The 20,820-nt window shown below is 71.3% G+C and carries 22 protein-coding genes and 1 riboswitch; of the genes, 11 read left to right on the forward strand and 11 right to left on the reverse strand.

Features of this window, described 5'->3' with window-relative positions:
• Positions 1–233: 233 nt before the first annotated feature.
• Positions 234–1,025, reverse strand: coding sequence for a C40 family peptidase (locus tag GD748_RS05360; RefSeq protein ID WP_152194096.1), 792 nt, complete (start codon positions 1,023–1,025; stop codon positions 234–236).
• A 2-nt stretch (positions 1,026–1,027) separates the two neighbouring features.
• Positions 1,028–1,215, reverse strand: a riboswitch (cyclic di-AMP (ydaO/yuaA leader).
• Positions 1,216–1,440: 225 nt separating this feature from the next.
• Between GD748_RS05360 and GD748_RS05365 the strand changes: the two genes are divergently transcribed.
• The gene (locus GD748_RS05365; protein WP_193312821.1) at positions 1,441–1,845 is read left to right on the forward strand and encodes a pyridoxamine 5'-phosphate oxidase family protein; all 405 of its coding nucleotides are present in this window, start codon (positions 1,441–1,443) and stop codon (positions 1,843–1,845) included.
• Between the two features lie 61 nt (positions 1,846–1,906).
• Here GD748_RS05365 and GD748_RS05370 read toward each other — a convergent pair whose 3' ends face one another.
• The 3 genes from GD748_RS05370 to GD748_RS05380 are packed head-to-tail and all read right to left on the reverse strand — an operon-like array spanning position 1,907 to position 4,278.
• Complete coding sequence (locus GD748_RS05370) at positions 1,907–3,382, reverse strand: gluconokinase (protein ID WP_152194098.1); 1,476 nt, start codon at positions 3,380–3,382, stop codon at positions 1,907–1,909.
• 59 nt (positions 3,383–3,441) lie between these two features.
• Complete coding sequence (locus GD748_RS05375) at positions 3,442–3,732, reverse strand: DUF6343 family protein (RefSeq protein WP_152194099.1); 291 nt, start codon at positions 3,730–3,732, stop codon at positions 3,442–3,444.
• Between the two features lie 51 nt (positions 3,733–3,783).
• Entirely contained in the window at positions 3,784–4,278 is a 495-nt protein-coding gene (locus tag GD748_RS05380) for a DUF1579 family protein (protein ID WP_152194100.1), read from the reverse strand.
• A 274-nt stretch (positions 4,279–4,552) separates the two neighbouring features.
• Here GD748_RS05380 and GD748_RS05385 point away from each other — a divergent pair, with 274 nt between their 5' ends.
• On the forward strand, positions 4,553–4,756 hold the full coding sequence (locus GD748_RS05385; protein WP_152194101.1) for a cold-shock protein: 204 nt from the start codon (positions 4,553–4,555) through the stop codon (positions 4,754–4,756).
• A gap of 230 nt (positions 4,757–4,986) precedes the next feature.
• Here GD748_RS05385 and GD748_RS05390 read toward each other — a convergent pair whose 3' ends face one another.
• Positions 4,987–5,721: a TetR/AcrR family transcriptional regulator gene (locus GD748_RS05390; protein ID WP_152194102.1), complete on the reverse strand. Its 735-nt coding sequence runs from the start codon at positions 5,719–5,721 to the stop codon at positions 4,987–4,989.
• Positions 5,722–5,808: 87 nt separating this feature from the next.
• Here GD748_RS05390 and GD748_RS05395 point away from each other — a divergent pair, with 87 nt between their 5' ends.
• Together GD748_RS05395 and GD748_RS05400 are read left to right on the forward strand one after the other, a co-directional pair.
• On the forward strand, positions 5,809–6,768 hold the full coding sequence (locus tag GD748_RS05395; protein ID WP_152194103.1) for an ATP-binding cassette domain-containing protein: 960 nt from the start codon (positions 5,809–5,811) through the stop codon (positions 6,766–6,768).
• The gene (locus tag GD748_RS05400; protein ID WP_152194104.1) at positions 6,765–7,568 is read left to right on the forward strand and encodes an ABC transporter permease; all 804 of its coding nucleotides are present in this window, start codon (positions 6,765–6,767) and stop codon (positions 7,566–7,568) included. Before GD748_RS05395 ends, GD748_RS05400 begins: the two co-directional genes overlap by 4 nt.
• Positions 7,569–7,634: 66 nt before the next feature.
• On the opposite strand, the gene GD748_RS05405 is transcribed toward GD748_RS05400, so the two are convergent.
• Together GD748_RS05405 and GD748_RS05410 are read right to left on the reverse strand one after the other, a co-directional pair.
• Positions 7,635–8,537 (reverse strand): serine hydrolase, encoded by a 903-nt coding sequence (locus GD748_RS05405; protein ID WP_152194105.1) that lies wholly within the window; start codon positions 8,535–8,537, stop codon positions 7,635–7,637.
• Positions 8,534–9,367, reverse strand: coding sequence for a LysR family transcriptional regulator (locus GD748_RS05410; RefSeq protein ID WP_152194106.1), 834 nt, complete (start codon positions 9,365–9,367; stop codon positions 8,534–8,536). The genes GD748_RS05405 and GD748_RS05410 overlap by 4 nt, the downstream gene beginning before the upstream one ends.
• Positions 9,368–9,450: 83 nt before the next feature.
• On the opposite strand from GD748_RS05410, the gene GD748_RS05415 reads away from it, so the two are divergent.
• The 3 genes from GD748_RS05415 (at position 9,451) to GD748_RS05425 (ending at position 12,201) form a co-directional block, all read left to right on the forward strand.
• Positions 9,451–10,446, forward strand: coding sequence for an MBL fold metallo-hydrolase (locus tag GD748_RS05415; protein WP_152194107.1), 996 nt, complete (start codon positions 9,451–9,453; stop codon positions 10,444–10,446).
• Positions 10,443–11,399, forward strand: coding sequence for a hypothetical protein (locus GD748_RS05420; RefSeq protein ID WP_152194108.1), 957 nt, complete (start codon positions 10,443–10,445; stop codon positions 11,397–11,399). The genes GD748_RS05415 and GD748_RS05420 overlap by 4 nt, the downstream gene beginning before the upstream one ends.
• A gap of 187 nt (positions 11,400–11,586) precedes the next feature.
• Positions 11,587–12,201 carry a dihydrofolate reductase family protein gene (locus tag GD748_RS05425; protein WP_152194109.1) on the forward strand — a complete coding sequence of 205 codons (615 nt, stop codon included), beginning with the start codon at positions 11,587–11,589 and terminating at the stop codon, positions 12,199–12,201.
• Between the two features lie 121 nt (positions 12,202–12,322).
• Here the strand turns inward: GD748_RS05425 and GD748_RS05430 are convergent, their stop codons facing one another.
• Together GD748_RS05430 and GD748_RS05435 are read right to left on the reverse strand one after the other, a co-directional pair.
• Entirely contained in the window at positions 12,323–12,904 is a 582-nt protein-coding gene (locus GD748_RS05430; protein ID WP_152194110.1) for a 1-acyl-sn-glycerol-3-phosphate acyltransferase, read from the reverse strand.
• A gap of 84 nt (positions 12,905–12,988) precedes the next feature.
• Positions 12,989–14,638: an FAD-binding dehydrogenase gene (locus tag GD748_RS05435; protein ID WP_152194111.1), complete on the reverse strand. Its 1,650-nt coding sequence runs from the start codon at positions 14,636–14,638 to the stop codon at positions 12,989–12,991.
• Between the two features lie 152 nt (positions 14,639–14,790).
• Between GD748_RS05435 and GD748_RS05440 the strand changes: the two genes are divergently transcribed.
• Both GD748_RS05440 and GD748_RS05445 read left to right on the forward strand, forming a co-directional pair.
• The gene (locus GD748_RS05440; RefSeq protein ID WP_152194112.1) at positions 14,791–15,684 is read left to right on the forward strand and encodes an aldo/keto reductase; all 894 of its coding nucleotides are present in this window, start codon (positions 14,791–14,793) and stop codon (positions 15,682–15,684) included.
• A 24-nt stretch (positions 15,685–15,708) separates the two neighbouring features.
• Positions 15,709–16,347, forward strand: a complete 639-nt coding sequence (locus GD748_RS05445; protein ID WP_152194113.1) for a CYTH domain-containing protein — start codon at positions 15,709–15,711, stop codon at positions 16,345–16,347.
• 115 nt (positions 16,348–16,462) lie between these two features.
• On the opposite strand, the gene GD748_RS05450 is transcribed toward GD748_RS05445, so the two are convergent.
• Both GD748_RS05450 and GD748_RS05455 read right to left on the reverse strand, forming a co-directional pair.
• Complete coding sequence (locus GD748_RS05450) at positions 16,463–19,267, reverse strand: HNH endonuclease signature motif containing protein (protein WP_152194114.1); 2,805 nt, start codon at positions 19,265–19,267, stop codon at positions 16,463–16,465.
• 64 nt (positions 19,268–19,331) lie between these two features.
• Positions 19,332–19,742 carry an antibiotic biosynthesis monooxygenase family protein gene (locus tag GD748_RS05455; protein ID WP_152194115.1) on the reverse strand — a complete coding sequence of 137 codons (411 nt, stop codon included), beginning with the start codon at positions 19,740–19,742 and terminating at the stop codon, positions 19,332–19,334.
• Positions 19,743–19,862: 120 nt separating this feature from the next.
• Here GD748_RS05455 and GD748_RS05460 point away from each other — a divergent pair, with 120 nt between their 5' ends.
• Both GD748_RS05460 and GD748_RS05465 read left to right on the forward strand, forming a co-directional pair.
• On the forward strand, positions 19,863–20,204 hold the full coding sequence (locus GD748_RS05460; protein ID WP_152194116.1) for a DUF4440 domain-containing protein: 342 nt from the start codon (positions 19,863–19,865) through the stop codon (positions 20,202–20,204).
• A 21-nt stretch (positions 20,205–20,225) separates the two neighbouring features.
• Positions 20,226–20,711 (forward strand): GNAT family N-acetyltransferase, encoded by a 486-nt coding sequence (locus GD748_RS05465; protein WP_152194117.1) that lies wholly within the window; start codon positions 20,226–20,228, stop codon positions 20,709–20,711.
• Positions 20,712–20,820 lie beyond the last annotated feature (109 nt).

The following is a 20,820-nucleotide window of genomic DNA, read 5'->3' on the forward strand; positions in this document are numbered from 1 at the left end:
CGACGGTCCTGCCGGACAGGTGACGCCGGCACTGCCACGCAGCAGACGCCGAAGGGTTCGTACCGGAAACCGGTACGAACCCTTCGGGGTGTTTGGCTGGCCTCTCCCGAACCTCACCGACGGGCTCACCGCTCCCCGGCGACTCGTCGGCTGCCGCCCGGGGGTCGACAGAGACGCCGACGGCGGTCGCCCCGGGGGGACGACCGCCGTCGTGGTGCTGTGTGCGCCGGAACTCACACGCGGCGGAAGCTCCAGCTCGAGCTGTGCGCGCTGATCGGTGCCTCGGACAGCGGCATGCTCGGGTTCAGTGCCGAGATGTAGTTGCCGTTGCCGGTGTAGATCCCGACGTGCCCGGGCCACACCACGAGGTCGCCGGGGCGGGCCTCGGCGGCCGAGACGCGGGTGCCGACGCTCTGCTGGCCCGCGGACGACAGCGGCAGGTTGATGCCGAAGTTCTTGAAGACGTACCAGGTGAACCCGGCGCAGTCGAAGCCGGCCGGCGTCGTGCCGCCCCACATGTACGGGGTGCCCTGGAACTGCCGGGCGTAGTTCACGATGGCGGAACCGGAAGTCGACGCCGAGACCGCGGCCGGTGCGGCAGCGGTGGCAGTCTGTGCCGGCGCTTCCCGGGTGCCCGCACGTGAGGCTGCCTGCTGGCTCCGGTCGACCTGCTCGGTGACGACCGGCGCGGGCTCCGGCTCGGGAGCCGCGCTGACCTCGACGTCGGAGGCGACGGCGTCCACCGACCACTCGACGTCGGCCGGGACGGTCACGGTGGGGGTGGTCACCAGGGCGTTGCGCGCCGCGTCCGTCAGCGAGGTGACGTCGACCTCCGGCAGAGCGGTGGTCGAGGAGTCCGGGGCGGCGGTGGCGGTCGTGGCGGCCATCGTGAGCACGAGGCCCGAGGTCGCGACCGTCATCAGACCGCGCCGGGCGGACGGTGAGCTGGTCAGCAGGATGGACAGGGGGGTGTTCGGTCGACGAGCCGCGCGGTGGCGTCCGCCGAGGGTGGTGCTCGTGGTCAACGGTGGCCTCTCCTGGCTGCCTGCGGGGTGAGCTGTCGGGTTCGGGTGGGAGAACACCCGGCGCTCCCGGACGAACCGGTCGCGCTTCACCCCAAGGCCCTCGTAGAGGACCGAAAAGATCGGGTCCCCCGTCCCTGCCGCGGAACGTCTCGTTGGCTCCAGACGCGGCAGGGTTCGGCGTCCGTCCGGAGACTTCCCGATGGAGGGTGCGGGAAGCGATGGAGACGTTACCCGACGCAAAGTACGGATGTCACGTTTGGGTAACGCAACGCACAGTACGTGTCGCCGGCGCCTCAAGGAGCCGGTTCGGGACGGGACCAAGGACAGTCGCCCAGTGCCGCTCGCGGGCGACAATGGAGGCTGCGGACCGCCGAGTCGGTCCGGCCCCGAGGGCCCGGCTGCCGAAGGAGACGACATGCGCGACGACGCACAGCTCGAGGTTCTGTCGGTGGACGAGTGCCGGCGGCTGCTGGCCGAGGCGCTCGTCGGCTGGCTCGCCTTCTGCGACGGCGACCGGCCGGCACTTGCGCCGGTGAACTACATCGTCCATCTCGGCGAGATCGTGGCCCGCAGCGACTACGGCGCCAAGCTTGCCGCGGCCGCGCACGATCGCCTCATGAGCCTCGGCGTCGGCGGCATCGACGCGCAGACGCGGACCGGGTGGTCGGTGCAGGTGACCGGACGCGCCCGGCTCCTCGGCGACGACCTCGTCAACCCGGACCTGCCCGAGCCGGACTCGTGGGCCGTGGACGGCCCGGGCGTGCGCATCGGCATCCCCATCGAGGAGATCTCGGGCCGCCGCGTGGTGCGCGCGGGCTGACGGTGGTGCGCGCGGGCTGACGTCTGACGGCTGACGGCGCTGTGCGTGCGCCGTCGTGCGCTCAGTGCTTGCCTATGACGGCCTCGTACAGCTCGCGATAGCGACCGGCCCGTGCGGCGTAGTACGGCGCGCGCCCCTCCGCGGGGGTGCTGGTCGGCCCGGTCAGGACCGGTGCGCGCGGCACGTCCGGTGCGAGCGGTGCGAGGGCGACGAGGGCCGTGCCGTGCAGGGTGGACCTCTTGATCGTGACGGGAACCACCGGTGCGCCGATGGCGTCGGCGAGCACCTGCAGCCAGGCGGGGTGGTCCTGGGTGACCCGACCGCCGGCAAGGATGCGCCGGGGTGGGCCGGCGACCTCGCGGAGCTCCTCGGCCACGCGTGCGTAGGACAGCGCCACCCCCTCCATGGTGGCTCGGAACAGGGTGGCCGGGGTGGTCGCGGCCGAGATGTCGGCGATCATCGCCCGGGCACCGGCCGCCCAGCCGGTGCTGCGTTCCCCGGACAGGTAGGGCAGCACCGCCGGCGTGCCGGGGTCCGGGTCCGCGGCGAGCACCGCGGCCAGGTCGACGCCGTCCAGCCGGAGGGTCGAGCCCAACCAGCTCACGGCCCGCCCGACGTCGTTGAGCGCGCCGCCGAGCAGGGAGTGGCTGGCGCTGACCCGGTAGCACCACAGCCCGCTCGGCAGCTGGTCCGGCACGTCTGCGACGAGCACGCGGATGGCACCGCTGGTCGCCGCCGAGACGACGGCCGTCGTGGCGTCCTCGGCGCCCGCACCGATGTTGGCGGCCAGGCCGTCGGTGATGACCGGGAACCAGGTGGCGTCGCGCAGAGCCGGCCAGCGGGCGGCGACGCCGGTCAGCGGCCGGTCGGGGTCGCGGATCTCGGAGAGCTGTGCGGCGTCGATCCCGGCGACGGCGAGCATCGTGTCGTCCCAGGTGCCGGTGCGCCGGTCGAGCAGGCCCGTCCAGGCCGCCGTCGACGTGCCGACGGCGGTGGTGCCGAGGATGCGGTCGTAGAGGTACTCGCCCAGGGAGAGCCAACGGCTCACGCGCCCGAAGGTCTCGGGCTCGGTCTCGCGCAGCCAGCGCAGGCGGGCCGGCAGGTAGCTGGAGTGCAGGCGGGTGCCGGTGCGCTGCTGCACGTCGGACTCGTCGAGCTCCGCGCGCAGGGCCGTGACCTGGTCCGCGCACCGGGAGTCGGCGTAGGTGTAGCAGGGCGTCAGGGGCCGGCCGTCCCGGTCGACCCCGACGAGGGACGAGGCGAACGTGTCCAGCGCGACCCCGGCGATCCGCCCGGCGAGGTCGCGCCGGGCCAGGATGGTGAGGATCTCCTCGACCTCGGCGAGCACCGCGTCCGGGTCGACGACGGACGTGCCGTCGGCGTGGGTGGTGAACGCGTGGGGAACCTTGTGGCCGAGCCGGTGCACGGGGCGTCCGCTCGCGTCGTAGATGCCGCCGCGGCTGGCTGTGGAACCGATGTCGACGGCTAGCACGAGGGGGTCGACGGCGTCCTCGAGCTCGACGCGGAACTCTCCCATGCGATACCTCGTCACGTCGGGGGCGGCCAGGGATCAGCTTCAGGCCGATGGTAGTGGTCTCAGCCCGGTTCGCCTCGGCGCTTGCGCCGCGCCACCACCACGATGTCGACGGCCGCGGTGACTGCCATGACGGCTGGGACGACCACGAGGATCGTCGGGGCGTCGACCCGCGAGGCCCAGAGGGCGAGGAGGACACCCGCCACGAGCCCGAAGATCGCCAGGACGAGACGCAGCGTGAGGGCGCTGCGGGCCGGTGGTGCCCCGCCGATGCCTGACGTCGGGTCGTGGTGGTCCGGCAGACCGCGACGGAACTGATCCCGCTCGCCCGAGCGCTCGCCGTCGTCACTCATGCTGCCGAGGCTATTGGTCTCGCGCAGGAGGTGCCTGTCGGTCGGTCGGCTCTACGTCGCGCGGAGCAGCTCGGCGACCATGACGGGGTAGGGGCCCGCCTGGATGTCCTCGGTCGCCTGCTCCGGCGGGATGACGTTGTCCATGGTGATGCGCAGCGTGCTCGTGCCACCGATCGCGATGGTCCACCGCCAGCCGCCGCCGTAGTCCGTCGTGACCTCGAGCGCACCGTCGGACAGCGTCCCGGAGAGGAGGGTGACGGCCGGACGCTGGTGCCAGCTGTCGCCCCAGGCGACGTCGACCGACTGCTGACCCGGCTCGGGCGAGCCGACGAGCAGGATGCCCTCCTGCCGGCCGTCCTCGGGGTGGGCCCAGGTGTACGCGAGCACGACGCCGTACCCGCCTGCCGCCGTCGTGACGGTCGCCGTCGCCGGCGCCTCGTGGAAGTCGTCGGTCGGCATCATGCGGAACGCGTTGGTCCCCTGCCAGCTGCCGACGAGGTGCGCCAACTGGTGGGGCGCCGCAGTGGTGGAGGTGCTCTCGGTCATGCTCGCGAGTGTGGCACGGCAGTTGCGTGGCGGTGCGGGGAGCGGCCACCCCGTGGATAGGTCTACACAAACGTCCGTAACACATGTGGTGGGGAACACTTGCGCTTCCGACCGGGTGATGCCGTAGGCTCGTGGTCACAGTTGCAGTGCACTCAAAGTTTGTATGCCCTCGGCCCTCTCGGGTCGGGTTGCTTTTCCTTCTTGGAGCAGACGAGAACACCGTGACAATCGGTCCCGATCCGCGGGGCCGTTTGAATGCTCGGAAGGAGCAACCATGGCTACCGGAACCGTGAAGTGGTTCAACGCCGAAAAGGGCTACGGCTTCATCGCCCCCGACGACAACTCCGCTGACGTCTTCGCTCACTACTCGGCGATCGCCACGAGCGGCTACCGTTCGCTCGACGAGAACCAGAAGGTCGAGTTCGACGTCACGCAGGGCCCCAAGGGCCCCCAGGCGGAGAACATCCGCCCGCTCTGATCTGAGCACCGGGAGTCTCTGACACCCAGACGAAGGCCCTGGCACCGATTCGGTGCCAGGGCCTTCGTGCGTGTACGGCCGGTCGGTGCCGAGGTGCCAGGTGCTCCGGTGTTCGGGTGCTCCGACTGCTCGGGTGGTCGGGTGCTCCGACTGCTCGGGTGCTCGGGTGCTCCGACTGCTCGGGTGCTCGGGCGCTTCGGTGCTCCGACCGACCGAGGCGCCGGCCCGGATCATCCGGTACCCGCAGCTCCTCGGGTAGGACGGGCGCGCTGCTGGTCGGCGATGCCGTAGAGGAGTCGGTGGAGTCCTCGTTCGAAGAGCTGGTCGGGGTCCCACGTGGAGGGATCGGCCTGCATCAGCGAGGTGATCGCACGGGCCAGGTGCGGCCTGGCCGGGTCCGCGGCGATGGTGGCGAAGTGGCGGACCTTGGCGGCGGAGGGGGCGCCCATCGCCTGTCCCTCGAGCTGGACGAAGCTGGCGATCCAGGAGTGCATCAGGGTGATGAACTCCATGCTTGCGGGAAGGTCGAGCCCGGTCGGGGTGAGTGCCGAGAGGAAGAACTCCATGTAGTTCTGCGTGCTCGGTCCCCAGGAGGCGTGCGGTGCGAGCTCGGCCATCCACGGGTGTGCGTGGTACACGGCGCGGCCTCGGTGCGCGAGGAGGCCCAGGTCCGAGTTCCAGTCGCCGGAGGGGCTGTCGGGGAGCGCGTACTCCGCGAAGACGGCATCGACCATGAGGTCGTGGAGATCGTCCTTGCGGACGATGTAGCGGTACAGGGATGCGCCGCCGGTGTCCAGCTCCGTGGCGACGGCCCTGATCGACACGGCCGCCAGGCCCTTCCTGTCCGCGAGTGACACGGCGGCGTCCGTGATGTCGGCGAGCGTGTGAGCGGGGCGGGGCCCCTTCCGTGCCGGCCGGGCGCGATCCCAGATCACCGCGTCGCCCTCGGCGTCCTCCTTCGTCATGCCGAGCTCACCTCCTGCCTTTACTGCGATCGACGTTCTCAATATAGTGGCTCGCGTACCGCGAACATTGATCGCAGAAGGAGTGCCATGAACGGGACGTCGTCACCGGCTATCGCCGTCGAGGGACTGACCAAGGTGTTCGGCCGTGGGGACCGGGCCGTGACCGCGCTGGCCGGCATCGATCTCTCGGTGGACCGAGGCGCGGTGTTCGGGCTCCTCGGAGCCAACGGCTCAGGGAAGTCGACGCTGGTCCGAGTGCTGTCGACGCTGACCGTGCCCACCACAGGTACCGCACTCGTCGACGGCATCGACGTCGTCGCCGAACCGGGAAGGGCACGGGCGAGGATCGGCGTCACCGCCCAGCAGACGACGCTGGACCAGCGGCTCAGCGGGCGCGAGAACCTGCTCGTGCTCGGCAGGCTGTGCGGGCTGTCGCGCGCCGCTGCCCGCCGTCGAGCGGATGAGCTCCTGGACAGGTACGCGCTCAGCTCGGCGGCGGATCGACCTGTGAGCACCTACTCCGGTGGCATGCGTCGACGGACCGACATCATGGCCAGTCTGATCCTGCGGCCGACGGTGCTGTTCCTGGACGAGCCCACCACGGGGCTGGACCCGCACAGCCGCAACGAGATCTGGGACACGGTGCAAGAGCTCGCCGCCGAGGGCACCACGGTCCTGCTGACTACGCAGTACCTCGACGAGGCGGACCGTCTTGCGCAGACGGTGGCACTGCTCGAGTCGGGTCACGTGGTCGCCGAGGGCACCCCGCAGGCGCTCAAGGAGCGGATCGGGGTGCAGCTTCGGATCCAGCTGCAAGAGCTGCCGACAGCGCCAGCCACTCAGGAGCTGCTCCGCGCCATCGGGGTGGTCGACCTCGAGGTCGACGAGCCCTCGGCCACGGTCTCCGGGCTGATCGCCGCCGGTTCCTTGACGCTGCCGCCCATACTCGCTGCGCTCACCGACGCGGGGATCGGCGTGCGTGACATCGGGCTGGACCAGCCCACGCTCGACCAGGCCTATCTCGCACTCACCGGAGGTACCCGATGACGTCCACCGCTGCGCCGCCGAGCGCGCCGTTCGTGCACGGAGCGACCATCGTCTACAGGAACCTGCTGGCGCTCCGACGCAACCCCGCCCTCGTCGTGGCGAACCTCGCCGGTCCGATCAGCATGATCCTGCTGTTCGGATATGTCTTCGGCAGCGCCATGGGCGCGGCGGGGACTGTCGCCGACTACCGTGCTGCCCTCGTTCCGGCGGCGTTCGTCCTGGTCGCGGGAACGGGGTTGATCATGGTCGCCGGCTCCACCGCCGTCGATGTCCGGAACGGCGTCACCGAACGCTTCCGCTCGCTGCCGATGAGTCCCATGGCCGTGCCGCTCGGCCTGGCCGGCAGCCAGCTCGTCCTCTCAGTGCTCTCGCTCACCGTGATGGCAGCGGTCGGACTGGTCGTCGGCTGGCGGGTGCACACCGACGTCGTCTCGGCTGCCGCGTCCTTCGCCCTGCTCCTGCTGTTCGGCTACGCCCTGAGCTGGGTCGGGATCTACCTCGGCCTGCTCATCCGTGACGTCGAGGTGGTCCAGCAGCTCTCCGCCCCCATCTTCGGACTCGTGATGGTCTCCAGCGCCTTCGTCCCCACGGAGACGATGCCCGCCGGCATCCGTGCGATCGCCGAGTGGAGCCCGTTCAGCGCAGCGATCACGGCCACCCGTCACCTGTTCGGCAACGGGTCGATTCCCGACGGACCGCTCCCGCTCGCGCATCCCGTCATTGCCACCATCGTCTGGTCGATCACCCTGATCGCCGTCTTCGCGCCGCCGGCCGCGCGACGCTGCTCACGACCGAGCTGAGCCGCGCCCGGGGCGCAGGCGGCGCCGTTCACGAACGACTCGCCGGCCCGCACACAACCTCCGCGGTCAGTACAGCTCTCTCGTAGGCATCCGAAGTGGTGTGACGGCTCGACGCGCCAGCTCGCCGATGGCGGCGTCGACCACAGGCAGATGGCGTTCGGGTCTGACGGCCTGGGTGAGCACGGTGACGGCGATGGGGTGCTCGTGCGGGAAGTGCACCACTGCCGCCTCGTGCCGTAGGCGACCCAGCGAACCGGTCTTGCCATGGACGGCGACGTCGTCGTGCGGAAAGCCGGAGCCGATGCGGTGCCGCCAGGCCTGCTGGGCCAGCGCGGCCCGGACGAGTGCATGTGCCCGCCCGGTGCGCGACCAGAGGATGCGCAGCACGGTCGTGAGCTGGTGGGGTGAGGCGGCGCTGGCGTAAGCCGGGTCGTACTGCGAGGTGTCCGCCCTGCGGTCCGGGTCGGCGAGAGTCCGGAGCGCGCCCGCACGGTCGTCCGCACCCGTGTCGCGGATGATCGCCCGGGTCTCGTCGGCGGAACCTTGCCGGACCAGCGTCGTCGGCAGGCCGAGGCGCCTCAGATGGGCGTGGACGCGTTCGCGTCCGAGCAGGGCGAGGACGGCGTCGCCGGCAGCGTTGTCGGAGACCGTCACCATGAGGCGGACGACATCGCGTTGTGTCATCGTCACGTCGTCGTCCAGCAGCGCGACACCGGTCGGACCGGGCACCCGGTCGGTGGCGGCCAGGCACATGGTGCCGGTCGGGTCGACGTCGCCGCTTTCGACGGCATCGGCCCAGGCCAGGGCGAGCGGGAGCTTGTAGACCGAGGCGATCGCGACGGTCTCCTCCTGGGCCAGGCCGACCGAACCGGGTGGCCCGGAGAGCCGGCTGGCGTGAACACCCGCGACGACGCCCGCGTCCCGGGCGATGCGCCCCAGGTCGTCGCGAACGTGGTCGGGGCCGCTCACCGCGTGAGGGCCTCCTCGAGTGCTGCGATACCGGTGCGGTAGTCGACCTCCGGACGCCGGTGGCCGAGATGGGGCGCGACGACGCGCAGCCGCAACGGCGGGCACTCGGAGCCCTCCTGGATGCCGTCGCGTGCGGAAGCCGGAGTGATCTGCACGGCGGCACCGGCTGCGCGAAGCGCCCGGCGCTGCGTCACACCCGGCGCCTCGACGACGTCCCCGCTGTGCCCGGCCCGCCGAAGCGCGTCGACGAGCTGGTCGTGCGCCGGGGGCTGGTGGTGTCTGGGCGGGACCGCGATCGGCAGCTCGCACTGTGCCAGGCCGGCCGGGCTGCCCGACGGCTCCAACCGCGTCGGCAGGATGAGCACGGGGCCCGCGGCGAGGCCGTCGAGGACGCCGGGATGACGTACGACGGCGAGATCGAGCAGGCCGTCGCGGAGCAGGTCGACCAGCTCCACGCTGCCGGCCACCGTCGGGACGACGCCGGCCCCGGTATCGGCGAGGGCGCGCACCACGTCGTCCAGCAGGTCCTCGAGGTCGCCGGCTATCCCCAGCCGGACCCGGTCGGGGATCGCGAGATCGTCGGCCTGGTCCACGAGCTCGCCGGCCTGCCGGAGGAGCTCACGGGCGGAGGGCAGCAGCGCCTGGCCGGCCGTGGTGATGCGGACGCCGCGGGCGTCGCGGTCGAAGAGACGCACCCCCAGCTGTCGCTCGAGCCGACGGACCCCCTGCGAGAGCGGTGGCTGGGTCATGCCGAGGTCGCGGGCGGCGTCGCCGAAGTGGCGGGAATCGGCCACTGCCACGAAGAAGCGCAGGTGACGCAGCAGGTCCACGAACCCGACGATAGCGAAACCGACTGACGTCGGGTCGACAAGACTCTTTGACCCCCGTCGGTGCACCGTCGAGAGTGTCGGCCATGACTACAGCTCACACCGCAGTGACTCGGTCGGCGACCCGAGGCGTCGGCCGCCGCTCCCTGCTCGCCGTCGCGGCGAGCGCCCCGCTGGCCGGGCTCTGGCCGACCACCGCCACGGCGGCACCTCGGCGCAAGCCGTCGGGGTTCGCCTCGTTCGAGTGGCTGGGCACCGCCGGCTGGCGGGTGCGCACACCGACGACCACGCTGCTGGTCGACCCCTACCTGAGTCGCTTCGACACCGGTCTGGCTGCCGGCAGGTTCGATGCGACGACCCCGATCGCGCTCGACACCGCCGCCGTCGACAGCGCGATCGGGACTACCGGGAGCGCCGAGGGGGCCGTGGACGCGGTGCTGGTGACGCACACCCATTGGGACCACTTCGCGGACGTCCCGCACATCGGGGCCACGCGCGGAGCGACGGTGTTCACCACCCTCAGCGGCTACCACCTCTGCCAGTCGATGGGGCTCCCGGCCGCGCAGGCCGCAGTCGTCAAGGGCGGTGAAGAGCTCCAGATCGGCGACGCCGTGGTGCGGGTGGTCCGCTCGCTGCACAGCCGCAGCGGAAACGGCGGCCTGTTGTTCCCGGGCATCCGCACGGGGGTCCCCGAGCGACCTTCCACGATCGCGGATCTTCCCGAGGGCGACACCCTGGGCTTCGTCATCCGGTCCCCCGACGGTGCGGGAGTGCTTCTGCTCGGCGCCAGCGACTACGACGACCAGGCGCTGCGCTCGCTCGAGGTCGACACGGTGATGCTGCCGGTGCCCAGCACGGACATCACGGCCGGGTATGCCGAGCGGCTGATGGATGCGCTGGAAAGGCCCCGGACGGTCGTGCTGGTTCACTGGGACGACTTCGAGAGCCCCCTCGCCGACGTGCCTCGCACCGACGACCGTACGCGTGCCCGGATACGCGCGCTCACCGCTGAGATCCGGCTGCACTCACCGGCGACGCAGGTGCTGACGCCGAGCTACCTGACCCCCATGGTGCTGCTGTGATCGCGACCGCCGCCGCGGTCCGCGTCCGGCGGCCCGCCTGGGTGATCCTGCTCGGAGGTATCGGCGCCGGCGTCCTCGGTCTGCTGCCGTGGCTTGTCACGGGTATGCGGCTTCCCCTGCAGAACCTGTGGGCGGAGGACGTGCTGCCGGACGACATGCCGGTCGCGCTGCTGCCCTTCAGCCAGTACGACCTCGCTCTGCTCCTCGGCATGCTGGTCTGGGGACCCGCCGTCGCCGGGCTGATGGTGCGGCGCGAGCCGGTGGAGGCCCGGGCGAGGGCGGTGCTCGTCGCCGCGATCGGCTACCTGGTGGTGGCCGGGGTCGCGACGGCGCAGGCCGCGACGGTGGTGGCCGACGGTCTGCGTGCCGACGACCCCCGGTCCGTTCTGTACTTCAGGGGTGTGCTGGCGGTGATCCTCTGCTCCGTCCTCGTCGGGGTGGTGGTGCTGGTGCTGCTCGCTCGCGCACCACGGGCACCGGCGTCGAGCGGAGCGACTGTGGCCGCACTCGCCTGCGGGATCTGGCTCAACGCGCTGATCGTCCCCAAGGGGGTGGTGGCGTCCACGACGCATGTCGCGGTGCTGGGCCACGCCCGCTGGATCCCGGCGGTTCTCGTCGGCGCCGCACTGGTCTGGTGCGGACTCGGCGGCGTCGGGAAGGTCGTGGCGTGGCTCGTCAACATCGTCCTGCTCTGGGCCGTGCCGGCCGGGCTCACCGCTGTCAGCTACGCGGCGGGATCGCGGGTGCTCGCCGGCGCACCGGAAGAGATGCTCGCCGCCGGGGGCGCCGTGTTCGTCCGAGCACTTGGGCCGGATGGTTCGTCTCTCGGATATGCGGCGCTCGCCCTGGCCATCGGCGTCGTCGGCAGCGGCACCCGCACCTACCTCGCCCGTCGCCGCGCCGGCCGCGCGGTGAGCGGGGAGTCCGCCCAGCCCGTGCCGACCGGCAGCTGACCGCGGCGCCGTCGTGCTGGAAAACATGTGCCTCTGTCGTCGTCGTCGCGGGTGGCTACGTCATCAAGGTCGCGACTCGGAGTCGACCCGACAGGTCATCCACGCCGACATGAGGGCGCGGCTCCGCAGGCGGTGACCGGGCTAGCTTCACCCGCGTAAGAACTCTGGACTCGAGAGGTACAAGAACGTGGCTCGACGAATCATCCTGTTCATCCACAGCACTCTGAACGGCGTCGTGACGGGCGACCCCGACGGAGACAAGACCGACTTCAGCGGCTGGACCCGTCCCGGCAACGTCGTCGGCGAGGCGTCCGAGAGTCTGCTGCGGCTGTTCGACCGGGTCGACACCGTCCTGCTGGGACGCGCCACGTACGACGACCTCTCCCGGAAATGGCCGACGATGCAAGCCGCGACCGAACCGGTCGACGTCGTCTCGCGCCTGGCCGCCAAGATCAACGGTGCGACCAAGCTGGTCGCGACGCGCGACGATCAGGTCGCCCAGCTCCCCTGGGGAGAGTGCGCGCCCGCTGAGCCACTCGGGGGCGACCTCGCCGAACGACTCCAGCGCATCAGGGCCGGCGAGGGCGGTGACGTCGTGATCTTCGGCAGCCCGACGCTCGTCAGATCACTGATGGAGGCAGACCTGATCGACGAGCTCCACATCGTCGTCCATCCCGTCGTCGTCGAGGTGGGCGAGCGACTCTTCAGCGGTGTCGAGACGCGTACGGACCTGACGCTGGAGAGCGCTACCACCTTCAGCGAGGGCGGGGTTCTCCTCGCCTACGGACGCGCCGTGGCGTGAGGCCGACGCGCTCCGGACGGCGACCTGCCAGCGGCAGCAGCGCCGAAGACGGAGCGCTCGAGCCCGACAGGGGCCGTCGCGAAGACCGGGCGCTCGAGCCCGACGGGGGCCCGTCGCGGCGTCAGCTCGTGGACCTGCCCTCCTCGTGCAGGCGCGGCTCGGCGCCGCGCTCCGGGACCACACCGGTCTTGCCGGCGTAGAAGGCGCGGATCTTGTCCATGTCGGCCGAGACGTCACCCGTCAGCCGGAGGGTGGGACCGAGCCCGGTGGTCATGGTCCTGCGGTCGACGTAGCCGAGGGTCACGGGCAGTTCCGCCTCACGCGCGATCCGGTAGAAGCCGGACTTCCAGTACGGCGAGAGCCCGCGCGTGCCCTCGGGGGTGATGACGAGGTAGAACCGCTCCCCGGCCCTCACCCTGGCCACGATCTCGTCGACCAGGCCGGCGGGGTTCGAGCGGTCCACCGGGATGCCGCCGAGCGCGCGCATGAGGGGGCCGAACGGCTTCTTGAACAGCGACTTCTTGCCGAGGAACTTCGTCGAGAAGCCGGCACGCCAGCTGATGGCGAGCATGAGGACGAAGTCCCAGTTGGAGGTGTGCGGGGCGCCGATGAGGATGCCCGCGCCGTCGTCGGGCAGGGGCTCTGCCCGATAGTTCCATCGGCTCACCGCCCAGTAGGCGCGAGCGAGAGTGCGGCGGATCATCGGGTCCTCATGGCGCCGAGGTTACGGCAGGAGCGCGGTCGGGCGGTGCCGCCGCCAGGGTCGCGGAGGCAGCACGTCCCGCCGTCACCGGTTCGCGACGGCGGCACGTCCTGCCTGTCGACCCGAGAACAGGCAGCCGCCCAGGAAGGTGCCCTCCAGGGCGCGGTAGCCGTGCATCCCGCCGCCGCCGAACCCGGCGGCCTCGCCGGCGGCGTACAGCCCCGGCAGCACCGAACCGTCGGGACGGAGCACGCGCGCGTCCAGATCCGTCTCGATGCCTCCGAGCGTCTTGCGCGTGAGGACGTGCAGCTTCACGGCGATGAGTGGCCCGGCCGCCGGGTCGAGCAGCCGGTGCGGCGGCGCGACGCGGACGAGCTTGTCGCCCAGGTAGGAGCGGGCACCGCGCAGCGCCGTGATCTGGAGGTCCTTGGAGAACGGGTTGTCGATCTCGCGGTCACGCGCCACGACCTCCCGTGCGACCTGGTCGATCTCGAGGAGAGGTGCCTCGGTGAGCCGGTTCATCCCGCTGACGAGATCGTCCAGCGTGTCGGCGACGACGAAGTCGACGCCGCGTTCCTTGAAGGCCTCGACAGGTCCCGGTGCTCCGGGCCGCACACGTTGCGCGAGCAGCCGCAGGTCCTTGCCCGTCAGATCAGGATTCTGCTCCGACCCGGAGAGGGCGAACTCCTTCTCGATGATCCTCTGCGTCAGCACGAACCAGCTGTGGTCGTGGCCGGTCGCGCGGAGATGGGCCAGCGTGCCGAGCGTGTCGAAACCGGGGTAGAGCGGGACCGGGAGCCGCCGGCCCGTCGCGTCGAGCCAGAGCGAGGACGGCCCGGGAAGGATGCGGATGCCGTGCGCGGGCCACACCGGTGCGAAGTTGGTGATGCCCTCGGTGTAGTGCCACATCCTGTCGCGGTTGACGAGGCTGGCGCCCGCGTCGGCGCTGATGTCGAGCATGCGGCCGTCGACGTAGGCCGGCACTCCGGTGAGCATCTTCGCCGGGGGCGTACCGAGCCGCTCGGGCCAGTGGCGGCGCACGAGCTCGGGGTCGGCCCCGATTCCTCCGGAGGTGAGGACGACGGCGGGGGCACGGAGCTCGAAGTCGCCGGTCGCCGTCCGCGACGACGGCACCCCGCGGGCTGCCCGGGACGGCTCGAGGACCGTGCCTGCGACGCCGTCGACCGCGCCGTCGGTCATGAGGAGGTGGTCGACCTGGTGGCGCAGCGCCAGGGTGACCAGCCCCCGGTCGACGGCGTCCCTGACCTTCCGAGCGAAGGGCTCGACGATCCCGGGTCCGGTTCCCCAGACGATGTGGAAGCGGGGGACCGAGTTCCCCGGGCCGGTGGCGCCGTGCCCGCCACGCTCCGCCCAGCCCACCACGGGGAAGAAGCGCATCCCGAGGCTCCGCAGCCACGCACGCTTCTCCCCGGCGGCGAACTCCACGTACTCGCGCGCCCACCGCCGTGGCCAGTGGTCCTCCCGTTCACGGTCGAAGCCGGCGGTGCCCTCCCAGTCCTGCCAGGCGAGCTCGAGGGAGTCGCGCACGCCCATGCGCCGCTGCTCAGGGGAGTCGACGAGGAACAGCCCGCCGAACGACCAGAACGCCTGGCCACCGATGTTCGCGGCGCCCTCCTGGTCGACCAGGAGGACGCGTCTACCGGCATCCGCGAGCTCCGCGGTGGCGACCAGCCCGGCCAGGCCCGCGCCGACGACGATCGCGTCCGCGTCCATGGGTCTCCTTCGGCCACAGCCGTGCTCCGTCACCCGGCCTGGTGCCGACAGGGTAGCGAGCCGTCTCGGCGGGGCTGGAGAAGTCAGGCCAGGTCGGACAGGATGGGAAGGACCCCTCGCCGGGGTCGCCGTCGTTGGTGAAGGAGGCCTCCATGAGCCCGGTCCCGTCCGTCCCGCAGCTCACGCTGAGCTCTGGGGTGACCATCCCGCAGATCGGCTTCGGTGTCTTCCAGGTGCCGCCTGAGGACACTCAGGACGCCGTCGGCCATGCGCTCGCAGCCGGGTACCGCAGCATCGACACCGCTGCTCGCTACGACAACGAGGCAGGCGTGGGGGCGGCGATCGCAGCCTCCGGACTCGCGCGTGACGAGGTGTTCGTGGCGACCAAGCTCGCCAACCCGGATCAGGGCTACGAGTCGACCTTGAAGGCCTTCGACGCCAGCACGAGCGAGCTCGGCCTCGACGTCGTCGACCTGTACCTCATCCACTGGCCGTGCCCCGCTCGTGGCGAGGCGCTGAACTCGTGGCGGGCGATGAGAGAGCTGCGGGACGGTGGCCGCGTCGGTTCGATCGGGGTCTCGAACTTCATGGTGCACCACCTGCGCGAGCTCCTCGCCGCCACCGAGGTGGTGCCGGAGGTGAACCAGATCGAGGTGCACCCCTACTACCAGCAGACGGAGCTGCGCGCGTTCAACGCCGAGCACGGGATCGTGACCGAGGCGTACAGTCCGCTCGGTCGTGGCGGAGTTCTCAAGGACCCGGCCATCGCCGGTATCGCGGAGCGCCTCGGGCGGAGCCCGGCCCAGGTGATCCTGCGCTGGCACATCCAGCTCGGGAACGTCGTGATCCCGAAGTCCGTCACCCCGGAACGCATCGCGGCCAACATCGACGTCTTCGACTTCGAGCTCACCGAGGACGACATGAGCACCATCGCCGCGCTCGACCGCGGCGGTCGCACCGGGTTCCACCCGGACCACTTCAACGGCTTCCCCGAGGACTTCGCTCCTGACGCGCCGAGCCGTCAGGGCATGGTTCCTGTGGGCTGACCCGACGGCGGGTACGTTCGCACCATGAGCGACACCGGTTACGGCGACTTCGAGTTCGAGCGCAAGTTCTTCGTCCGCGCTCTTCCCGACTCGGTGCTTCGCGAGCCTGATCCTGTCCTGATCGTCCAGAGCTACTACCTCGCCGCCGAGGGTTACGCCCTCCGGATCCGCCTGCAGGCTCCGGCTCCAAGAACGCCCGTGACCGGGATGCCGGACGAGGATGCCCTGCTGGACGAGCTCGCAAGTGACTTCACCTTCTGCGCACTCACGGCGAAGGGTCCCTATGTCGGTGGCACCCGGTACGAGGCCGAGCGTGAGCTGGACGTCAACGTCGGTCTGGCGATGGTTCGCCTCGGCGGGCAGCGAGTGATCAAGTACCGCCACTCGGTGTGGCTCGGGAGCGACGGCTGGGTGCTCGACTCCTTCCTTGGGCGCAACGAGCCGCTCATCGTCGCCGAGTGCGAGCGTGGCGGTCCGGTCACGGACTTGGCCATCCCCGACTTCTGCGTCACCGAGCTCACAGGTGATCCACGGTTCGCCAACGACTCGTTGGCGGGAAACCCGTACGGCGACTGGTCGGCCGCGTTCGAGCGGGAGCTCGACGAGCACGGCCCACGCTTCCTCCAGGAGTTCGGTCACAACGAGCTCGGCCTGCCCTCGTAGCCTCGGCGGTCAGGTGGTCGCCCGATCGGCTGGACGCCACGGTCCCTCGTTGTGAGAGGGGGTGGCACGGGCTGCTGACTAGGCCCACCGACGCGGAGTCTCGGATGTCGCCCCGTCAGAACGGTGGCGGGTCGTCGTCCTCGCCGTGACGGCTCGCGTGGCCGGCGGTGGGGCTGGCGACTGGTGTGCGTCGGGCGGGGAGCATGGTGATGGTGCCGTCGGTCTCGCGTCGGTAGACGTGGCCGGTGGGTGTGGTCCATTCGAAGATGCCGGGCTGGGGTTGGACAACGGTGAAGGCACCGACGGTCTTGAGGGTGTGGTCGCGGGTGCACAGCGGTCCGTGGTTGGTATCGGCCGTGTGCCCGCCCTGGGACCACGGGATCGTGTGGTCGATCTGGCAGCGCTGGGCCGGGACCGAACAGCCCGGCAGGACGCAGGTGGTGTCGCGCAGGCGGACGTGCTCTTGGAGGTCCTCCGGGGGCCGGTACCTGGTGCGGCCATGGTCCAGGACGATCCCAGTGACGGGGTCGGTGATCAGGCGCCGCCAGGTGCCGCCGGCGGCCAGGGCGCGGGCAACGTCGCCGCTGATCGGTCCGTAGCCGTGCAGGACCGCGACCTCAGGAAGGGGGCCGTCGGGCGGCTCGGCGGCGGTGGTCGGGTCATCGCCGCGGTCGCGCCCGTCGGCCAACCCACCGCAGCCGCTGCCGCTCTCGCCGGTGCCGCTGCCGTCGCCGTTGCCGTTGCTGCTGGTGGCGCCGCAGGTGCAGGTGTGGCTGTCGCGGGCGTTGCCGCTGTCGTCGGCGCCGGTGTGATCGGCGGTGGAGGTGCCATCGGTGGTGCAGTTGCGGCCGTCGCTGGCGCTGCTGGCGTCGCCCGAGCTGCCGTCGCCCGTACCGGCGCGGTCGGCGTTCTGGCCGGCGAGGAGGACGTTGAGGGGGACGGTGACCTTGATCTGGGTGTGGGTGGTGGCCGGGCTGCCGCACCGCATCGCTTCGCCGGTCTGGAGGAAGGGCCACCACGGCGGCACCACGGCTTCGTCCGTCGGTGGGTCGGTGTTCTCGGGCGGGGCGGGCAGGTCGTCGGCGTGGCCGCCTGGTGGTTTCGCGGTCACGTGCTCGGCGTCGGCCTCAACTGGTGGCCGTGGTGGCCCGGTGGGCACAGCTGTCCCCTCGGACCTCGGTCCTGGTCTGTCCGCGGCGGCTGTTCGCCCGGATCGGGGGCTCTGCCCGGTCTCCTCGGCGGCGGGAGGGTGGTCGACCGCCCCGGCACTGCCGGAGGAGACACAGGCGATGCCGGCGGAGGCATCGCTACCGGAGGCGTCAGAGTCGGTGCCGCCTGTGGCGTCGGTCTCGACGGGCCTGTCGGCGGCTGAAGACGCGGCGTCACCGGCGGGCGGGTCGACCCCAACTGCCGGCGGCGGCGCCGCGGTGGGCGGCGCGCTCGTGCCGGGACCGGTCGGGCCGTTCCGGCTTGGCGTGTCTGCGGTGGTGGTGGCGTGGTGTGGTGGTGGGCCGGTCCAGCCGGTGTGGATGGTGCCGCGGGCCATGGCGGTCATGGCGTCGGCGCGGAGCTGGGTCATGGTGCGGGTATCGCCGGCGGCCTTGGCGGTGGTCGCGATCGCGTCCAGGGCGAGGTCGACGGTGACACAGTCCTCGGCGGGCAGGACGGCGTAGAGGGAGGCCATGCCGTCGGGCAGGGCCTTGGTGTGGTTGACGTGCCGGCCGGCCCGGGCCCGGGTATGGCGGTCCTGGGCGTCTTCGGGGTCCACGGCGATCAGGGCCTTGTTCAGGTCGCGCTGGAGCTGGGAGGGGGTGCGCCCGTCGGCCTGGTGCAGGACCTCGGCCTCGACCTCGGCGGCCACCGGGCCCGGGGTGTGGGCCAAGGTGGTGACGATCTTGGCCGCTTTGCGGTAGTCGATCGCCCCGGCTGCCAGTGCGGCACCGGTCTGGGTGAACGCCCGGGTCAGGCCGTGCCCGACGGTGACCAGGTCCCTGGCCTCGGTCTTGGAGATCGCCAGCCGCAGCGCGATCTCCTCCCCGGTGGCGTCGATCTTCTCCGGCAGTGACGGGTGGTGGAACGTGGTGGCCTTGTCCGCCAGGGTCGAGGCGGTCCGTGCTGCGGCGGCGGCGGCCCAGGCTTCGATCCGTTTGTATCCGGCCAGGATCTCCAGCGTCGCGAACCGGTCGATCTGGTCCTGGTCCACCCCGGCGAGCAGCGCGGCCAGGACCGGGCCCGCTTTCGCCTGCCCCAGCGCGGTCAGGCTGATCCCGAGATTACGACCGGACTCGGCCTCGACCTGCGCGAAGACCTCCGTCAACGGCCGGTCCAGCACCCGCGACCACGACCCACCGACGTCGCCGACCGTATCGGCGTCGTCGATATCGACCTCGATCACGGTGTCGGTGCTGTCGGCGTGCGTTTGCTCGTCGGTGCCGTCGCCAGGTGTGTCGGTGAAGGACGCGTCCGCTGCCGGCGCAGCCGCAGCGGCGCCGTCCTCGCGGGAATGATTGGACAGGCCAGAGTGCGGGTCGGCGACAGCACCGACGACCACCTTGGAACCGGAGCGAGGGGCGAGGATCGCGGCCGCGTCGCGGTCCGGCCGGTCGGGGACCGGGTAGAACCGTGGGTCGTCGGCCAACGGGTCCGCGCTCGTGGGCGGCGGGCCGCCCGCCCAGTCGTCCTCCGGGCCGTCGAGGAGTACCTCCAGCGCCTCCAGCGCGGCCGAGTCACCCTCGTCCGCCGCCTCGACCAGCCCCGTGAAACCCAGCCGGGACAGCCGCCGCGTGCGCTCGATGCGCTCCTGCGCCGCGACCGCGAGCGCGAGCTCACGCAGGTGCGAGCACGGGCGGCCACCGTAACCGTCCTGCTCGCAGCAGAACCCACCGGTGTCACCACCAAGCGAACCCGTCCACCTCGACATGTATACGAACCTATGCGCGACCACTGACATCCGGGCCAGACCCGCATGAACCTGTGGATCTGGGTCAGTCGACCCCGCTGCCGCCCGCGATGTCGAAGCTCCAGAGCTCGGCCGAGACCCCGACCGGTCGCCGCCCCTCGCGTTGGGTGCTGCCTTCCTCGCCGGAGGGTGTCTCGCCGCTGTGCGGTGCCGATCCACGTCCTGCGTCATCGACGGCCGAATCGCCCCGTGCCCCTGCGCCGCGCCCGTGTCCGGCTGCGAAACCCTCCGAGCCCACCCATGCCTCGTAGGCGACGTCGTCCCGCCAGCGCGTGACGACCAACCAGGTGTGCCGACCGTCCGTCGGGCGGAGCAGCTCGAAGCCGAGGAAGCCGTCGATGCCGTCCATCGCCCTGGTCCGGGCGCTGAACCGATGGGCGAGCTCGTCGCCGCTGTCGGGGGGGACGGTGATGGCATTGATCTTCACGATGCTCATCCGTCCAGTATCACGGCTCTGCAATCAAGTCTCAGGGCAAGAGCCCTGTCGCGCGGTTCCGGCCCGCAGGTCCGCGGAGGCGAGGTCGCTGCCGGCTCTCCGGCCACCTACCGTGGGTGGATGCTGACGTTGGAGAAGCTGATGGACAGCGAACGTGAGCTCGCCACCGGTAACGGCGACACCTACCGACGGATCATGACCGACGAGGCGCTCTTCGTCCTCCCAGGCATGGTGCTCGACGCCGAGGAGTGCGCCCGCGCGATGGATTCCAGTCCGGGGTGGGACGAGGTCGTTCTCGACGACGCCCGGCTGCTGCCGCTCGAGGAGGACTGTGCCGCCGTCGTGTACTCGTTCACCGGCCTCCGGGGCGAAGACCGCTACCGCGCGTGGCTGTCGAGCATCTACGTCGAGCGCGACGGCGTACCGCGGCTGGTCCTCCACCAGCAGACGCCCCTGACCTGAGCGCTCTGCCAACATGGTCCGGTGAAGGTCGACATCGCCCTGGCCGGTACCGAGGAATGGCGCACTCTCCGCGACGTCCGCCTGCGCGCGCTTGCGGAGGCGCCCTACGCGTTCGGCTCCACCCTCGACCGCGAGCTCGCGTTCGACCGGGAGGACTGGGTCGGACGACTCGCCGCGGGACGAACCTTCTTCGCCCGGCAGGGGGACCACGTGGTCGGCCTGGCCTCGTACTACGAGGAGGAGGGTCGCGAGGGTGAGCGACAGCTGGTCTCGATGTGGGTCGACCCTGCGGCGCGCGGCTCGGGAGCCGCGCCCGGTCTGGTCGTCGCAGTCCGCAGCGCTGCCGCCGCGGAGGGGGCCCGGAGCCTCACCCTCTTCGTCGCCGACGGCAACGACCGGGCGCGTCGGCTCTACGAACGGCTCGGTTTCCGCAGCACGGGGGAGCGGCAGTCGTTGCCGTCGGACCCGTCGATCGGTGAGGAGCGTTACGCCGTCGCCCTGCCGTGACGGGGTTGTTCGGTACCGGGGCGACGGCGGCCCGGAACCTCACGCGACGACCGCCACGAGCGTCTACCGAATGATCAGCTATTAGCCCGGTTCAGCACACCCGGTCTCC

This window comes from Georgenia subflava (assembly GCF_009193155.1).
GTDB classification, from domain to species: domain Bacteria; phylum Actinomycetota; class Actinomycetes; order Actinomycetales; family Actinomycetaceae; genus Georgenia; species Georgenia subflava.

Bases quoted from the DNA above. Each gene is read 5' to 3' on its own strand.
- GD748_RS05365 (WP_193312821.1), top strand. From the start codon at position 1,441: ATGCGCGACGACGCACAGCTCGAGGTTCTGTCGGTGGACGAGTGCCGG.
- GD748_RS05370 (WP_152194098.1), bottom strand. From the start codon at position 3,382: ATGGGAGAGTTCCGCGTCGAGCTCGAGGACGCCGTCGACCCCCTCGTG.
- GD748_RS05375 (WP_152194099.1), bottom strand. From the start codon at position 3,732: ATGAGTGACGACGGCGAGCGCTCGGGCGAGCGGGATCAGTTCCGTCGC.
- GD748_RS05380 (WP_152194100.1), bottom strand. From the start codon at position 4,278: ATGACCGAGAGCACCTCCACCACTGCGGCGCCCCACCAGTTGGCGCAC.
- GD748_RS05385 (WP_152194101.1), top strand. From the start codon at position 4,553: ATGGCTACCGGAACCGTGAAGTGGTTCAACGCCGAAAAGGGCTACGGC.
- GD748_RS05390 (WP_152194102.1), bottom strand. From the start codon at position 5,721: ATGACGAAGGAGGACGCCGAGGGCGACGCGGTGATCTGGGATCGCGCC.
- GD748_RS05395 (WP_152194103.1), top strand. From the start codon at position 5,809: ATGAACGGGACGTCGTCACCGGCTATCGCCGTCGAGGGACTGACCAAG.
- GD748_RS05400 (WP_152194104.1), top strand. From the start codon at position 6,765: ATGACGTCCACCGCTGCGCCGCCGAGCGCGCCGTTCGTGCACGGAGCG.
- GD748_RS05415 (WP_152194107.1), top strand. From the start codon at position 9,451: ATGACTACAGCTCACACCGCAGTGACTCGGTCGGCGACCCGAGGCGTC.
- GD748_RS05430 (WP_152194110.1), bottom strand. From the start codon at position 12,904: ATGATCCGCCGCACTCTCGCTCGCGCCTACTGGGCGGTGAGCCGATGG.
- GD748_RS05435 (WP_152194111.1), bottom strand. From the start codon at position 14,638: ATGGACGCGGACGCGATCGTCGTCGGCGCGGGCCTGGCCGGGCTGGTC.
- GD748_RS05440 (WP_152194112.1), top strand. From the start codon at position 14,791: ATGAGCCCGGTCCCGTCCGTCCCGCAGCTCACGCTGAGCTCTGGGGTG.
- GD748_RS05445 (WP_152194113.1), top strand. From the start codon at position 15,709: ATGAGCGACACCGGTTACGGCGACTTCGAGTTCGAGCGCAAGTTCTTC.
- GD748_RS05450 (WP_152194114.1), bottom strand. From the start codon at position 19,267: ATGTCGAGGTGGACGGGTTCGCTTGGTGGTGACACCGGTGGGTTCTGC.
- GD748_RS05455 (WP_152194115.1), bottom strand. From the start codon at position 19,742: ATGAGCATCGTGAAGATCAATGCCATCACCGTCCCCCCCGACAGCGGC.
- GD748_RS05460 (WP_152194116.1), top strand. From the start codon at position 19,863: ATGCTGACGTTGGAGAAGCTGATGGACAGCGAACGTGAGCTCGCCACC.